At 41.5% G+C, this 14,350-nt stretch carries 13 protein-coding genes and 2 pseudogenes; 7 read left to right on the top strand and 8 right to left on the bottom strand.

Annotated elements, in window-relative coordinates; translation table 11 throughout:
- Window positions 1-30: 30 nt before the first annotated feature.
- The gene (locus F897_RS16235; RefSeq protein WP_005237579.1) at window positions 31-1,188 is read right to left on the bottom strand and encodes an iron-containing alcohol dehydrogenase; all 1,158 of its coding nucleotides are present in this window, start codon (window positions 1,186-1,188) and stop codon (window positions 31-33) included.
- Between the two features lie 184 nt (window positions 1,189-1,372).
- Here F897_RS16235 and F897_RS18235 point away from each other — a divergent pair.
- Window positions 1,373-1,676: pseudogene (locus F897_RS18235) on the top strand (hypothetical protein); the annotation flags it as partial.
- A gap of 85 nt (window positions 1,677-1,761) precedes the next feature.
- Here the strand turns inward: F897_RS18235 and F897_RS16230 are convergent.
- The 4 genes from F897_RS16230 to F897_RS16215 form a co-directional block, all read right to left on the bottom strand.
- Window positions 1,762-2,064, bottom strand: a complete 303-nt coding sequence (locus F897_RS16230; protein WP_004780089.1) for a putative quinol monooxygenase — start codon at window positions 2,062-2,064, stop codon at window positions 1,762-1,764.
- Window positions 2,065-2,397: 333 nt separating this feature from the next.
- On the bottom strand, window positions 2,398-3,228 hold the full coding sequence (fghA, locus tag F897_RS16225) for an S-formylglutathione hydrolase (protein WP_005093660.1): 831 nt from the start codon (window positions 3,226-3,228) through the stop codon (window positions 2,398-2,400).
- A 228-nt stretch (window positions 3,229-3,456) separates the two neighbouring features.
- The gene (locus F897_RS16220; protein WP_000842149.1) at window positions 3,457-4,569 is read right to left on the bottom strand and encodes an S-(hydroxymethyl)glutathione dehydrogenase/class III alcohol dehydrogenase; all 1,113 of its coding nucleotides are present in this window, start codon (window positions 4,567-4,569) and stop codon (window positions 3,457-3,459) included.
- A 21-nt stretch (window positions 4,570-4,590) separates the two neighbouring features.
- A complete protein-coding gene (locus tag F897_RS16215; RefSeq protein WP_001133624.1) occupies window positions 4,591-4,866 on the bottom strand; it encodes a metal/formaldehyde-sensitive transcriptional repressor in 276 nt (91 codons plus the stop codon).
- Between the two features lie 467 nt (window positions 4,867-5,333).
- Here F897_RS16215 and F897_RS16210 point away from each other — a divergent pair, with 467 nt between their 5' ends.
- Window positions 5,334-6,329, top strand: a complete 996-nt coding sequence (locus F897_RS16210) for a zinc-dependent alcohol dehydrogenase family protein (protein WP_005237578.1) — start codon at window positions 5,334-5,336, stop codon at window positions 6,327-6,329.
- Window positions 6,319-7,335, top strand: a complete 1,017-nt coding sequence (locus tag F897_RS16205) for a zinc-dependent alcohol dehydrogenase family protein (RefSeq protein ID WP_005237577.1) — start codon at window positions 6,319-6,321, stop codon at window positions 7,333-7,335. The genes F897_RS16210 and F897_RS16205 overlap by 11 nt, the downstream gene beginning before the upstream one ends.
- A gap of 14 nt (window positions 7,336-7,349) precedes the next feature.
- Here the strand turns inward: F897_RS16205 and F897_RS16200 are convergent, their stop codons facing one another.
- Window positions 7,350-8,249 carry a LysR family transcriptional regulator gene (locus tag F897_RS16200; RefSeq protein WP_005237576.1) on the bottom strand — a complete coding sequence of 300 codons (900 nt, stop codon included), beginning with the start codon at window positions 8,247-8,249 and terminating at the stop codon, window positions 7,350-7,352.
- Between the two features lie 135 nt (window positions 8,250-8,384).
- Here F897_RS16200 and F897_RS16195 point away from each other — a divergent pair, with 135 nt between their 5' ends.
- The 4 genes and pseudogenes from F897_RS16195 to F897_RS16180 form a co-directional block, all read left to right on the top strand.
- Window positions 8,385-9,125: an SDR family oxidoreductase gene (locus tag F897_RS16195; protein WP_004780096.1), complete on the top strand. Its 741-nt coding sequence runs from the start codon at window positions 8,385-8,387 to the stop codon at window positions 9,123-9,125.
- Window positions 9,126-9,198: 73 nt separating this feature from the next.
- Entirely contained in the window at window positions 9,199-10,197 is a 999-nt protein-coding gene (locus F897_RS16190; RefSeq protein WP_005237575.1) for a zinc-binding alcohol dehydrogenase family protein, read from the top strand.
- Between the two features lie 20 nt (window positions 10,198-10,217).
- Window positions 10,218-10,502 carry a putative quinol monooxygenase gene (locus tag F897_RS16185; RefSeq protein ID WP_005237574.1) on the top strand — a complete coding sequence of 95 codons (285 nt, stop codon included), beginning with the start codon at window positions 10,218-10,220 and terminating at the stop codon, window positions 10,500-10,502.
- 176 nt (window positions 10,503-10,678) lie between these two features.
- Window positions 10,679-10,918 (top strand): annotated as a pseudogene (locus F897_RS16180) (integrase core domain-containing protein); the annotation flags it as partial.
- 283 nt (window positions 10,919-11,201) lie between these two features.
- On the opposite strand, the gene F897_RS17860 reads toward F897_RS16180, so the two are convergent.
- Window positions 11,202-11,516, bottom strand: coding sequence for a DUF6088 family protein (locus F897_RS17860; RefSeq protein ID WP_005237573.1), 315 nt, complete (start codon window positions 11,514-11,516; stop codon window positions 11,202-11,204).
- 66 nt (window positions 11,517-11,582) lie between these two features.
- A complete protein-coding gene (acnA, locus tag F897_RS16170; RefSeq protein ID WP_005237572.1) occupies window positions 11,583-14,339 on the bottom strand; it encodes an aconitate hydratase AcnA in 2,757 nt (918 codons plus the stop codon).
- Window positions 14,340-14,350: the final 11 nt, after the last annotated feature.

The raw sequence follows: 14,350 nt of genomic DNA, 5'->3' as shown, positions 1-14,350 counted from the left end.
GTCAGAGCATGCCAGATACGCGCATTTAGCTTAGATACTCATCTCGAGAATTTGGCGACTGATCTCTAATGAAACATTTTTATGTTCGCCTAGCTGTGTAAGATTATGTGATTTAAGTTGCGTAATGATGATCTCAATATCTGTCTCCCCCAGTCCATAATCGCTAAGACGAGTCGGCAATCCAAGTTGCTCAAAGAAGGCTCGAGTACGAGCAATAGCAGTATGCATACGTTGTTCTTCATCACCTTCGACAATCTGCCAGACACGAGCTGCATACTGTAGTAATTTTTCTCGCTTCTCTTGACGACGTACATGTAGATTGGCCGGCAACACAATGGCCAAGGTACGAGCATGATCAATACCATATAAAGCCGTGAGCTCATGTCCAATCAAATGGGTTGACCAATCTTGTGGTACCCCAGCTCCAATTAGCCCATTCAGTGCCATGCTAGCAGCCCACATCAAATTCGCACGCGTGTCATAATCTGCTGAATCTTCCAAGATTTTCGGTCCAATCTCAATCAGAGTTTGCAATAGACCTTCGGCAAAACGATCTTGTACTTGTGCATTCACAGGGTAAGTTAAGTACTGTTCCATGACATGAATAAATGCATCGACCACGCCATTAGCCAACTGGCGCGTCGGCAAGCTAAAAGTTTTATTCGGATCGAGTACGGAAAATTGTGGAAAAACATAGGGACTGCTAAATGACAATTTGGCTTGGGTCGATTTTCTGGTGACTACCCCACCGCTATTCATTTCTGAACCAGTTGCCGGAAGGGTGAGTACACTCGCAAAAGGCAAAGCTTGAGTAATTTTAGTACCATGGGTTTCTAAAATCTCCCATGTATCCCCTGTATAATTGACTGCTGCTGCAATAAATTTAGTACCATCAATTACCGATCCACCACCGACAGCCATCAAGAAATCTATCTTTTGTTCTCGAATCAGCTCTACAGCTTTCATGAGGGTTTCATAACTCGGATTCGGCTCAATTCCGCCAAATTCATGAATTTCTCTTGCACCTAATGCTTCACGTACCTCAGCTAAAGTACCATTCTTACGTGCACTTTCACCACCAAACAACATTAATACTTTTGCTTCTGTAGGCACATAGTCATTGATTTTAGCTATTGTATCGACACCAAAAATAATACGGGTCGGATTATAAAAGTTAAAATTCAGCATATTTTTATCCTAGGATGATCAGTTAATTGATTTGAAAAACCACCGTTATTCATCAAATAAACTTTAAAAAATTGGACAACACTGCGGCTTTTGCCTACACCATGTGGTGACTATACATAAAAATAGACCAGTCGTCTATTTTTATAAAAATTATTTCAGCTTGCAACTTTAGTGATGGTTAAAAAATCCAAGCTTGTTCTATACCGCTTTTATTATTGATGTATTTTCACGAGCGATTGTTGGATGAAAGGTATCAACACGTATGACTACTGACATGGTCATGAACGCATTGGCTAAAACAGAGGTGATTGAATATTTAAAAGCAGATTGGCACGGTTTAACAGATGTACAAATGCGACAGTAAATTAGATATATTGGTTCAATATAAAGCATGTACATGGGTGCATTCGTTTATTTACCCTGTTTTGATATTGACCCATGTAAATGATGAAATTAAGCCATCAAATAAAGTAGCCCAACTTGAATAAAAAGCCTCCGACAAACCTCACAGGGTTAAAGTGCTGCCTTTCATTCAAAATTTCAGGCAGCACACTCATACATTTAAGCGTCGGTTTAAGCTGGTAGTTTACTCGCCAAAACATCTACTTTTTCAATAGACGGTGGCTCTGAAAATAGCTCATCGGCCTGAGCCATCAAAGCAGCTGCAACCTTGCCAGATAAATGTGCTTCGCGACCCGCCTCATCAGGAAATGCATCAAAAATACCAAATGTTGTAGGTCCAAGACGTAGGCCAAACCACGCAACTGTCGCAGGTTCTTCCATTACAATAGGTAAACCGGCTTTAAGGAAAGCTTCCACTTCGTCTTCTTTACCCGGTTTAGCTTCAAGGCGGACATATAAAGCTGTTTTAAGCATGACTAAAACTCCACAATTGATTAGAATTAAAACGATTCTGACATTGCTAATGGATGCATGTCAGAAAGTTTTGTTGTATAAAAGTTAAAAAAAAATCCCATAGCTGAGCCAAAATCTGATTTTTTTATTTCGGCATAATGCTATGAATTTATTCAAGTTAATATCATTAACATTTGAATCAAAAAATTAAGATATGAGATGATTAAATTCAATCTTAGTTATATAAGGATCAATTGATTCGTCCTTAGCTTTATAAGCTGACCTCTTCATCTGGAAATTATATTGCTCAAGAGACATTCAAGAACAACATGTACATCCTCATATCTATGAAAGTTATTTAGCTAGGAATTTGCTGTGAAACTCTAGATGTTTCTCTATAAAGCTCGCAATGAAGTAATAGCTATGGTCATACCCTTCTCTTAGGTTAAGTGTAAGAGGATATTCTTGTTCCAAACAAATATCACTAAGAAGCTTAGGCCTTAACTGTTCTTCAAGAAAATCATCAGCTGTTCCCTGATCCACTAAAATAGGTAAATGAACTTCAGCGTTTTTGATTAATTCAATCGCATCATAGCTTTTCCATAAAGTTTCGGTTTCACCTAGGTAGTGTGTGAAAGCCTTTTTCCCCCAAGGTACTTGGCTAGGTGCAACAATTGGTGCAAAAGCAGAAATACTTTTATACAGCTCAGGATTTTTTAACCCAATTACTAATGCACCATGACCACCCATGCTATGCCCCATAATGCTTTGGACTTGATTGGTCGGAAAATTCAGGTCAATCAGATTTCTGAGCTCTTCCACAATATAATCATACATTTTGAAATGCTGTGACCAGGGTGCTTGTGTTGCATTCACATAGAATCCTGCGCCTTGGCCTAAATCATAATCTGCATGATCTGGTACATCCTCTCCACGTGGGCTGGTATCTGGTGCAACAATAATGACTTTATGTTCAGCCGCATACTTTTGTGCTCCGGCTTTAGTAATAAAGTTCTGTTCGTTGCAAGTCAGTCCTGATAACCAATATAAAACTGGCAACCGCTCATCTTTATCATGAGGTGGCAGATATATTGAGAATTTCATTGAACAGTTTAATGCTATTGACTGATGGCGATACACTTCTTGCGATCCACCAAAAGAAGCATGTTTCTCAATTATTTCCATAATCAATTACCTATGTTGAGCAAGACTTCATGAGAAATCGAGTAAACAAAGAGTCTGACATTCTCCACAGAGAATAGTGATAAAGATTTAAAATGTAGGCAGGTTTATTGAACCTATACACGATGCCTGCACAGTTAGATCTGTTTTACAGATAATGTGCCGTTTTAGAGGATTCCATGCATGTCATTCATGATGCACATGCATGGAATCGTATAAGGTCTGACGGAATTATTCGTAATGAATTACAGTACGAATTGACTTACCTTCATGCATTAGATCAAAGGCTTCATTGATCTGATCCAAGCCCATCGTATGTGTCACAAATGGTTCTAATTGAATTTTACCTTTCATGGCATCTTCAACCATTCCTGGAAGTTGCGTGCGACCTTTTACGCCACCAAAAGCAGAACCTAACCATTTACGACCAGTAACTAGTTGGAATGGACGGGTAGAGATTTCTTGACCTGCGCCAGCTACACCAATAATTACGGATTGTCCCCAGCCACGGTGTGCACTTTCAAGGGCTGCACGCATTACATTCACGTTACCAATACATTCAAATGAATGATCTACACCCCAGCCAGTCATTTCGACAATTACTTGCTGGATCGGTTTATCGTAGTCTTTAGGGTTCAAGAAGTCCGTTGCACCAAACTCTTTTGCCAGCGCAAATTTATCTGGATTCATGTCAACCACAATAATACGTCCTGCTTTAGCTTGACGTGCGGCTTGTACGACTGCTAGACCGATACCACCTAAACCAAAGACCGCAACACTATCACCTTCTTGTACTTTAGCGGTGTTGTGTACTGCACCGATACCCGTTGTGACACCACAACCTAGTAAGCAGACATGTTCGTGATTGGCTTCAGGATTGATTTTAGCCAATGATACTTCTGCCACTACTGTGTATTCACTGAACGTTGAGCAGCCCATATAGTGGTAAATCGGTTGACCATTATAGGAAAAACGAGTTGTGCCATCTGGCATTACGCCTCTACCTTGAGTTTCGCGAACGGAAATACACAAGTTCGATTTTCCAGATTTACAGAATACGCACTCGCCACATTCAGCGGTGTAAAGTGGAATTACATGATCACCTGGTTTGACGCTAGTCACGCCTTCACCAACCTCAACTACGACACCAGCACCTTCATGCCCGAGAATAGCCGGAAAAACACCTTCAGGATCATCGCCAGATAAAGTAAATGCGTCTGTATGACACACACCGGTATGGGAGATCTTGATTAATACTTCACCTTTCTTCGGTGGTGCAACATCAACCTCAACAATTTGAAGAGGTTGACCAGGACCAAACGCAACGGCAGCACGTGACTTCATGGAATAATTCCTTATACAAATCTATTTTAAATATGATTTTAGAATCTTGGCGATTTCAGCCAATTCTTCTTTTCGTTGTTGTTCTGTGGTTTCACCTGATACTAAAGTGTCTTTTAAATGAACCTCTAACATCTCATTCATTAAACCATTAATAGCACCACGCACAGAGCATATTTGTTGCAGAATTGCACCACATTCCACATTGTCTTCTAACGCTTTTTCAATCGCTTGCGTCTGACCTTTGATCTTTCTGACGCGTAGAAGAATCTTTTTTTTATCTTCAACCTGATTAGGCATCAGACCTCCTTATTTGCTAGCATTAATACTATAGTACCCCATAGTATAAAAAAAGCAATAATTTTTATAAATCGAAAAATCAAAAAGGTCTTTAGCGAAAATTTTCTATCCCTGTTTTTAGTTTTTTTAAATTAACATCGTAGAGCTTATGCGAAGGTCACAAAAAAATGGGACTTTTAGCTGCCATTTTTTATTTTGGCTCATGTTCTTTGTAATGCTGTGACCTTTTAGAATTATGTTTCAAATTTTAGCCACTTTGTAGATATTTTGAACGTTTCAAGCCTTGAAAATACTACCGACAGTTTAGATTAAACTGCCTTTACAGACTGTACTAGAATATTTTTAGTGAGCGGATGATATTTATTATTCATTATTTAGGAATTATTAAATCCTATAAATATCATTTATTGGATTAATTTACTTTGGTACTGTGCATATCATCCCCCAGTTAAGAATAAGGAACAACTATGAATAAGATGATGAATGCTCTTATCCTAGAAAATTTTGGTGATCATGAATTTACACGTGTAGAACTCCCTATACCTCAACCAGAGGCTGGGCAAGTTCTAATACGTATTCATGCCAGTGGTGTAAACCCTATTGATTATAAAATTCGTCTTGGTGAAGCACCATATGCTATGCCAGAGCTTCCTGCCGTGTTGGGAACAGATATGGCTGGGGTTGTAACTGCTATTGGTGAAGGTGTCACTCACTTCAACGTCGGAGATGAAGTTTACGGTCTGATTGGTGGCGTTCGTAATCTTCAAGGATCTTTAGCAGAATATGTTGTAGCAGATGCTGATCTGATCGCATTAAAGCCACGGAATATCTCTATGCGCGAGGCAGCAGTACTACCATTGACGTTCCTCACCGCTTGGGAAGGTTTAGTGGATAATGCGAAGGTCCAACCAGGGCAAACTGTACTGGTTCAAGGTGGTGCTGGTGGCGTTGGTTATATGGTGGTTCAGCTTGCAAAAGCACTTGATGCAAATGTTTGGGCGACTGGTCGTACAGCTGATCAATCACTGATTTCAGAACTCGGTGCAACACCTCTCGATTACACAACAGCATCTTCCGATGACATTATTGCTGCAAGCCCTGAGGGTCAAGGTTTTAACATTGTTTACGACACTGTGGGTGGTCCAGTACTCGAAGCTTCACTTTCCATGACAACTCACTATGGCCACATTACCAGCTGTGCTGCATTTGGTAATCATAATTTAGCGAGTTCATCTCTACGGTGTGCCACAATGTCTGGCGTATTCGTCCTAATGCCGATGTTAACAGGCAATCGCCGTGCTCATCATTGTGATATCCTTAAGATCGCGACTCGTCTCGTTGAGGAAGGTAAACTGCGTCCTATTGTTGATCCTCGTCATTTTACTCTAGACCAAGCGATTGAGGCTCATGATGCTGTTCAAGATCGCTCTGCCAATATTAAGGTAGTGATTGATGTCATTTAACGCACTTCAGGCCAAGACTTGGCGCTTCAATAGTATTGGAGATACAGATGTTCTGACATTAGAAACACTTCCTGTTGCTTTACCAGCAGCAGGAGAAGTTCTAATCCAGATGAAAACGATCGGACTCAACCGGGCTGATGTAATGTTTCGGCGTGGTACTTATATTCAAAAGGCAGTATTCCCTTCTCGTCTGGGATATGAGGGAGCAGGCATAGTTCTTGCGATAGGTGAAGATGTACGCCAATTTTCTCCAGGAGATGCAGTATCGATTCTTCCGACTGACAATCTAGCCAAATATGGGACATATACGGACAAGCTTCTGATTCCAGAAACTTTTTTAGTTCACAAACCTGATAGTTTAAGCTGGGAAGAAGCTTCTTCAATCTGGATGCAGTATTTGACGGCTTGGGGTGGTGTAATCCATGCTGGTGGAGTTTCGAAAGGAAAAACGATCTTGATCACAGCAGCTTCAAGTAGTGTAGGACTAGCTGCGATACAGATCGCTGAAGCAGCGGGTGCTAAGGTCATTGCAAGTACACAAACGATAGAGAAAAAGCAACGTTTACTGGATCTCGGTGTTAAAAATGTTATAGCCAGTGAAGATGAACCCGATTTGTATGAGGCGCTTGTTTCACGTTTGGGTGGAGAATATCTTGATGTCGCCTTTGATGCTGTAGGAGGGCCACATATTGAACAGATTGCAAAAGCGATGTCTGTGGGAGGAACTATGGTTATGCATGGTGCACTTAGCCCAGAGATCACACCATTTCCCCTTAAAGTTGCATTACGCAAGAGCTTAACCATGCGAGGTTTTTTGTTCCTTGAGGTTCTGCATGACCCTGTTCTAAGGGAGCAAGCCAGACGATTTATTCTTAGCAGTATAGGTGCAGGATATCTTCGTCCAGTGATCGACCGTTGCTTTAACTTTGAGGACATGCATGACGCTCAGCGCTATCTTGAATCAAATCAGCAAATAGGAAAAATTGTAGTTACTCTAGATACATGATGGTCTTATCTGATTCAGGTTTCTATATGGCCCAGCACTTCCACCAAGTAATCAAACAATGCTCGGATTCGCAAAGGTGTCGGGCCCCGCTGTGGACGATATAAATACAGGCGCCAAACAGGAGAGGTTTCCTCATGAAGTATCTGAATGAGCTTACCACTCCTAAGCCACGGCAAAACTAGAAATCCAGGCATGTGTCCGAATCCAACTCCAGCGAGAATAGCTTGAAATTCAGCTTCTAGATCATCTGTAATAAAACGGGGCTTTGATGGCGTAAAGCTTCGACTTTCGGTGAATGTCCATGGCCAGTAACGTCCTGTTTTATGATCGACTAATGCTGTTAGAGGGTATTTATCTAGGTCAATAATTTTTTTGGGCATTCCAACCTTATCAATTAACTCTGGCGTACCCACGGAATAAAAGTTCACTTTTGCCAATTCCCTTGCCACATATCGATTGTCCGGCAAAAATCCAAATCTGATCCCGATATCTATCCGCTCATCGATCACATCCGAGTGTGAATCTGTTAGCACACAATCCACGACAATATCTGGATAACGTGTGGCAAATTCTGCTAGTGCAGGTACTACCAATTTGCGCCCTAACACAGACGACACAGTAAGACGCACAGTCCCACGCATTTCATCTCGTTTTTCCTTGGTGTCTTTTACAAACAAAGCATCGATCGATCCCACCGCAAAACGTGCTTGCTTCGCCAGACGCTCACCATCAGCGGTAATTTTAATTTGTCGAGTACTCCTGTAAAACAGAATCTCTCCGCGCTGCTCTTCTAGCTCTTTTATTGCCCGTGTCACTAGCTGCGGGGAAATCCCCAGCTGAGTTGCTGCCTCTTTAAAATTGCGAGACTCTGCTGCGACACAAAAGATACGCATCATTTCCAATTTGTTCTGCATGTCCAATCCTGTGTTATGGCAATTATTCCGTAAATAGGAATTCTGAAAGATAATATTATTCATTTATTATATATAACAAGGCTGTAATACTTAACCCATCAAATATGATTGACAGATAGGTTGAAGGTTACTTGTATGAATAATATAGAAAATAAAGTTATTGTTATCACTGGTGCAAGTAGTGGTTTAGGTGAAGCTACTGCTCGCTTACTTGCTAAAAAAGGTGCAAAGGTTGTACTTGGTGCTAGACGTACTGAAAAATTAGAGGCTATTGTTCACGACATTCGTACTGAAGGTGGTCAAGCTGAATTTATTGGTATGGATATAACCAAACCACAGGAAGTACAAGCACTTATTGAAAAGGCATTAAGCGCATTTGGTCAAATCGATGTATTGGTAAACAATGCTGGATTAATGTCTATTGCACCATTAAGCGAGCTAAAAGTTGATGAATGGGATCGTATGATCGACATTAATATTAAAGGTGTTCTTTATGGTATAGCAGCTACCCTACCTGTTTTCCAAAAACAAAACTTTGGACACTTTATTAATCTCGCATCTGTTGCAGGGTTAAAAGTATTTAGTCCAGGAGGTACTGTTTATAGCGGTACTAAGTTTGCTGTAAGAGCCATCTCAGAAGGACTTCGTCATGAAGTTGGGGGAACAATTAGAACGACTACTATTGAGCCTGGTGCAGTTGAGTCAGAACTAAAATTTGGTTCTTCTCATAAAGAAAGTTCAGAGTTTGTCACTGATTTCTACAAACAAGCCATACCAGCTGACTCAGTCGCTCGAGCAATTGCTTATGCAATTGAACAGCCTGCGGATGTAGATATTAATGAAATTGTTTTGCGCCCAACGAGCCAAGAGTTTTAATTATTGAATAACAAAAAATGGGAGCACTTCGCTTCCATTTTTACTATATTTTTTTAAAGTTGTGGACAAATCTATGAAAGCCGTATCGTATGTTATAAATAACCATGATGATTTTAAAAATTCATTGGTAGATATTGAAAAAGCTAAGCCTACGCTTAAGGAGCGTGATGTACTGGTAAAAGTTCAGGCAATCTCTGTGAATCCAGTTGATACCAAAGTGAGAAAAAATTCGTCTGAAGCAAATAATCGTATTTTAGGTTGGGATGCCGTTGGGGAAATTATTGAAGTTGGCTCAAAAGTTACCTCGTTTAAAGTAGGAGATTCTGTTTGGTATGCTGGCGATTTAACCCGAGATGGTAGTAATGCTGAATTTCAAGCAGTCGATGAACGAATAATCAGTCTTAAACCCATTACAGTATCTAATGCAGAAGCAGCAGCATTGCCATTAACTGCAATAACGGCATGGGAAATGCTGTTTGATCGGTTTCAAATTTCAGAAACAGAAGTTGGCAGTATTCTAATTATTGGTGGTGCAGGCGGTGTAGGATCTATCGCTATCCAACTCCTAAAAGCAAAAACAAATCTGACCGTTATAGCAACAGCTTCACGTGAAGAAACGAAATCTTGGGTGGAATCACTGGGTGCCGACCATGTCATTGATCATAGCAAAGATTTAAATGCACAGATCGAGACACTAGGCATTGAAAAACCAAAATACGTATTCTCTACAAATCATACAGAAACATATACCAAGCAAATAGTTTCTGTGATTGCACCACAAGGCAAGCTTGGATTGATCGATGATCCACAAATATTTGATATTATGCCGTTTAAGACTAAATCTATTTCTATCCATTGGGAGTTGATGTTCACCCGTTCAATGTATGAAACCGATGATATTGAAAAGCAAGGTGATCTATTGCAACAGGTTGCCCAATTAGTTGACCAGCAAAAAATTAGAAGTACCCTCAACCAAAATCTAGGCAATATTAACGCTGCAAACTTGGAGAAGGCGCATAAGTTGCTTGAATCAGGTAAGTCAAAAGGCAAAATTGTACTAGAAAACTTCTAAAACAAACTCAAGGTGAAATAATGACTATTTCAGTAATTGCGAACATTAAGGCAAAATCAGATCAAAAAGAAACGTTAGAAGCGCTTTTAAAAAGTGTAATAGAGCCTACGCTTCAAGAAGAAGGATGCTTGAAATATGAGCTTTATATTAGCGAAAATGACTCGAGTAGATATTTCTTCTTAGAAGAATGGCGTAGCAGAGAGGATTTAAATATCCATCTAGCCTCTGATTATATTCAAAGTTTATTTGGTAATATCCAATCGCTCATTGAATCAAGTGATATTGTAGAAATCAAAAAAATATAGCTGTATTCGGACGTTATGATGAAGTATTCTTCAAATTAACATAGAGACTTAGAAAGCTAACAAAAAATGGGAGCTATAAGCTCCTATTTTTTCTTATTTTTTAGTAGTAACCTAGGATTCAACAAATTATGCCCCTAAGGGGAGCCCCCCCATACCCTACATTTTGACAACAATGTCATCGTTTAGAGGCAGCAAATTTACGAGCATCAGTCGGTACGACTGGTGATTCATATGATATTGCTTTGGCTGAGACTGTGAATGACTTATACAAAACAGAGGTGATTGAATATTTAAAAGCAGATTGGCGAGGTTTAGCAGATGTACAACTTGCGACACTAAACTGGGTAGATTGGTTCAATAAGGAACGTTTACATAGTGCGTTAGATTATGTGTCACCTTTTGAGTTTGTGGCCTAACTTAAATAAAAAGTCTCCGACAAACCCGGTACGGTTCAATCACATGAATAGTGCTATTTTGTAGTACCAGTATTTCAATATGATGAATCAAGGTGATATTAAAAGGCTCTCCCTTTGTATATAGAAATCAGTCCTTAAAGCTGCTTAATCAACCGTCTAACTTTCGAGGATCATATCAGGTTCGGCGGACACTTACCTGTCTACACATAGAAATTGCACCAATACCAAGTCCATCAGCGACATCTGCAAACTGTTTTTATATCAGGCATTAATTGGCTACAACCTACAGACAATTGGCGTATAAAACGATGTAGGGTTTTAATTTGAGTAAAGACTGGAATCTGGGTGGGTTGACCAGATAAATATTTTCCGTAGCCTTACCCAACGTAATCTGTACATCCAATCTTTTTAATGCCTCGAAGATCACTGCATCAGCGCCTTCTAGACAGGCTGGTATTATTTTTCCGGTCATTTGGTTTTTTCTTACTTTGGTATAAATACCATAACCCACTTTAATTAGCTCACCTTCTTGAACTAAGTTTCGCAGAGTTCTTTCAATTTGGTCATAATTTGCAATGTCATTAAAATCATTTCGCATAAATAAGTCAGTAAAACTACTTAACTGGCCGGCATTGTGGCCGGTGTCGGGTTTTCATCATCCAATTTAGGAAGCGAGCAAATTGCGTAAAACATAGTGCAAGATCCCACCTGCCTTAAAGTATTCCACCTCATTCAAGGTATCAATACGACACAACACCTGAAAATGGCTATATGTACCATCGGTATGTTGCACTTCTACATCCAGCATTTGATGCGGATGAATATCATCCGACAATCCTAGAATTGATAGGGTTTCATGCCCGGTCAGGTTCAAGATCTGCCGGTTCTGACCCTCCATAAACTGTAAAGGTAACACCTCCATGCCGACCAGATTAGAACGGTGAATCCGCTCAAAACTTTCAGCAATCACTGCTTTCACCCCCAATAGGTTGGTGCCTTTGGCCGCCCAGTCACGTGAAGAACCAGTGCCATATTCTTTCCCGGCAATAATCACGAGTGGGGTTTGTTCTGCCTGATAGCGCATTGCCGCATCATAAATCGAGAGTTTTTCTGCACTTGGAATATGCAGAGTATTGCCACCTTCCTCCCCACCCAGCATTTCGTTTTTGATGCGGATATTGGCAAAGGTGCCTCGCATCATCACCTCATGGTTGCCACGGCGGGATCCATAAGAGTTAAAGTCTTTTGCATCAACCCCCTGTTGCTGCAAATATCGTCCGGCAGGACTATCTTTTTTGATGTTGCCTGCACGGGAAATATGGTCCGTCGTGACTGAATCTCCCAATACAGCCAAAATCCGTGCCTGTTTGATCTGCTGAATTGGTCGCACCGGCTGATCAATTTCTGCAAAAAAGGGTGGATGTCGGATATAGGTCGATTGTTCATCCCAAGTATAGGTTTGACTTTGAGGAATCTGGATCGCTTTCCACTTGGCATCACCTTCAAACACTTCCGCATATTCTTTATGGAACATCTCAGTATTCAAGTTCTGCAGTGCGGCATCAATTTCCATCTGTGTCGGCCAAATATCTTTTAAATAAACTGCTTGCCCATCAAAGCCTTCACCTATCGGCTCAGCAGTGAGATCAGTTCGAATATTCCCCACCAAACCATAGGCAACAACCAAGGGGGGAGATGCTAACCAATTGGTTTTCACCAAAGGATGCACTCGTCCTTCAAAGTTACGGTTTCCGGAAAGCACTGAGGCTACATTCAAATCGAAACATTGCACAGCTTCTTCAATCGCTTCAGGTAAAGGTCCCGAATTACCAATACAGGTGGTACAACCATAACCTACCAGGTTATAACCCAGTTGATTCAAATAAGGCGTCAACCCTGCTGCATTGAGATAATCGGTAACCACTTTGGAACCTGGAGCCAGTGAACTTTTCACCCAGGGTTTCCGCTGCAAACCTTTTTCGATTGCCTTTTTGGCCAATAGCCCTGCTGCCAACATGACACTGGGATTCGAAGTGTTAGTACAGGAGGTAATCGCTGAAATCACCACGTCACCATGCTGCAACGGATATTTTTTACCCTCAATCATACAAAAAACATTTTCATGGGGCAGGTTGGCCTGTCTCGCTTCAACAGCCGTACCTCCCCCTCCTTCATTTTCCAGACGCTCTTTTTCTTCTTTGACCGGTTTCAAGGTCAGATCCATGAAGGCATCAAAGGTTCTCGGCACTTGTGACAATAGTACACGATCCTGTGGGCGTTTCGGACCCGCTAGACTGGCTTCTACCGTCGACATATCTAAAGCCAGCGTATCTGTAAAGACGGGTTCATCCCCCGGATTGCGCCATAATCCTTGCAACTTGCTATAAGCCTCTACCAAGGCAATTCTTTCCGGCTGACGTCCTGTTAAACGTAAATAGGAAAGCGTCACCTCATCAACCGGGAAAAAGCCACAGGTAGCGCCATACTCCGGTGCCATATTGGCAATCGTGGCACGGTCCGCCAAGGGTAAATCGGCCAGGCCATCACCATAAAATTCGACAAATTTTCCAACTACGCCTTTTTGGCGCAGCATCTGGGTAATGGTCAGCACCAGATCAGTTGCTGTAATCCCTTCTTTGAGTTTACCGGTAAGCTTAAAGCCGATCACTTCCGGAATCAGCATGGAGATCGGTTGGCCTAGCATGGCCGCTTCCGCCTCAATACCACCTACCCCCCAGCCTAACACACCTAAGCCATTGATCATGGTGGTATGTGAATCGGTACCGACCAAGGTATCAGGAAAGGCAAAGCGCTGCCCATCGACCTCATTGCTCCAGACCACTTGTGCCAGATATTCCAGATTGACTTGGTGGCAAATCCCGGTTCCTGGCGGCACCACGCGAAACTGATTGAGTGCCGCCTGCCCCCAGCGCAGAAACTGGTAGCGTTCGCCGTTGCGTTGCATCTCAATGGTAACATTCTGCTCAAAAGCTTGCGGGCTGGCAAAGTAATCGACCATCACCGAGTGATCGATGACTAAATCCACCGGTGACAACGGATTAATTTTTTCCGGATCACCGCCGGCTTTGGCCACTGCTGCACGCATTGCAGCAAGATCAACCACTGCAGGAACACCGGTAAAATCCTGCATCAGCACCCGTGCCGGACGATACTGGATTTCCTGTTCTGAAGTTCGGTCGTTAAGCCATCCTGCCAAGGCATGAATATGCTCGGTCTTCACCGTGAGCTGATCTTCAAAACGTAATAAATTTTCCAGCAAGACCTTTAAAGATTTGGGCAGCCGGGACAGGTCGCCCAACTGCACTTGCAATTTGGATAGGTTGAAAATCTGATAGTGTTCTGAACCGACGGTTAATGTTTCTAAGGTATTAAAACTATTGATATCAGTATACTTGGCCATCTAGCTTCCCT

The organism is Acinetobacter variabilis (assembly GCF_000369625.1).
Lineage (GTDB): Bacteria > Pseudomonadota > Gammaproteobacteria > Pseudomonadales > Moraxellaceae > Acinetobacter > Acinetobacter variabilis.
This window is presented reverse-complemented; position numbering and strand designations above follow the sequence as displayed.

Bases quoted from the DNA above. Each gene is read 5' to 3' on its own strand.
- F897_RS16235 (WP_005237579.1), bottom strand. From the start codon at position 1,188: ATGCTGAATTTTAACTTTTATAATCCGACCCGTATTATTTTTGGTGTC.
- F897_RS16230 (WP_004780089.1), bottom strand. From the start codon at position 2,064: ATGCTTAAAACAGCTTTATATGTCCGCCTTGAAGCTAAACCGGGTAAA.
- fghA (WP_005093660.1), bottom strand. From the start codon at position 3,228: ATGGAAATAATTGAGAAACATGCTTCTTTTGGTGGATCGCAAGAAGTG.
- F897_RS16220 (WP_000842149.1), bottom strand. From the start codon at position 4,569: ATGAAGTCACGTGCTGCCGTTGCGTTTGGTCCTGGTCAACCTCTTCAA.
- F897_RS16215 (WP_001133624.1), bottom strand. From the start codon at position 4,866: ATGCCTAATCAGGTTGAAGATAAAAAAAAGATTCTTCTACGCGTCAGA.
- F897_RS16210 (WP_005237578.1), top strand. From the start codon at position 5,334: ATGAATAAGATGATGAATGCTCTTATCCTAGAAAATTTTGGTGATCAT.
- F897_RS16205 (WP_005237577.1), top strand. From the start codon at position 6,319: ATGTCATTTAACGCACTTCAGGCCAAGACTTGGCGCTTCAATAGTATT.
- F897_RS16200 (WP_005237576.1), bottom strand. From the start codon at position 8,249: ATGCAGAACAAATTGGAAATGATGCGTATCTTTTGTGTCGCAGCAGAG.
- F897_RS16195 (WP_004780096.1), top strand. From the start codon at position 8,385: ATGAATAATATAGAAAATAAAGTTATTGTTATCACTGGTGCAAGTAGT.
- F897_RS16190 (WP_005237575.1), top strand. From the start codon at position 9,199: ATGAAAGCCGTATCGTATGTTATAAATAACCATGATGATTTTAAAAAT.
- F897_RS16185 (WP_005237574.1), top strand. From the start codon at position 10,218: ATGACTATTTCAGTAATTGCGAACATTAAGGCAAAATCAGATCAAAAA.
- F897_RS17860 (WP_005237573.1), bottom strand. From the start codon at position 11,516: ATGCGAAATGATTTTAATGACATTGCAAATTATGACCAAATTGAAAGA.
- acnA (WP_005237572.1), bottom strand. From the start codon at position 14,339: ATGGCCAAGTATACTGATATCAATAGTTTTAATACCTTAGAAACATTA.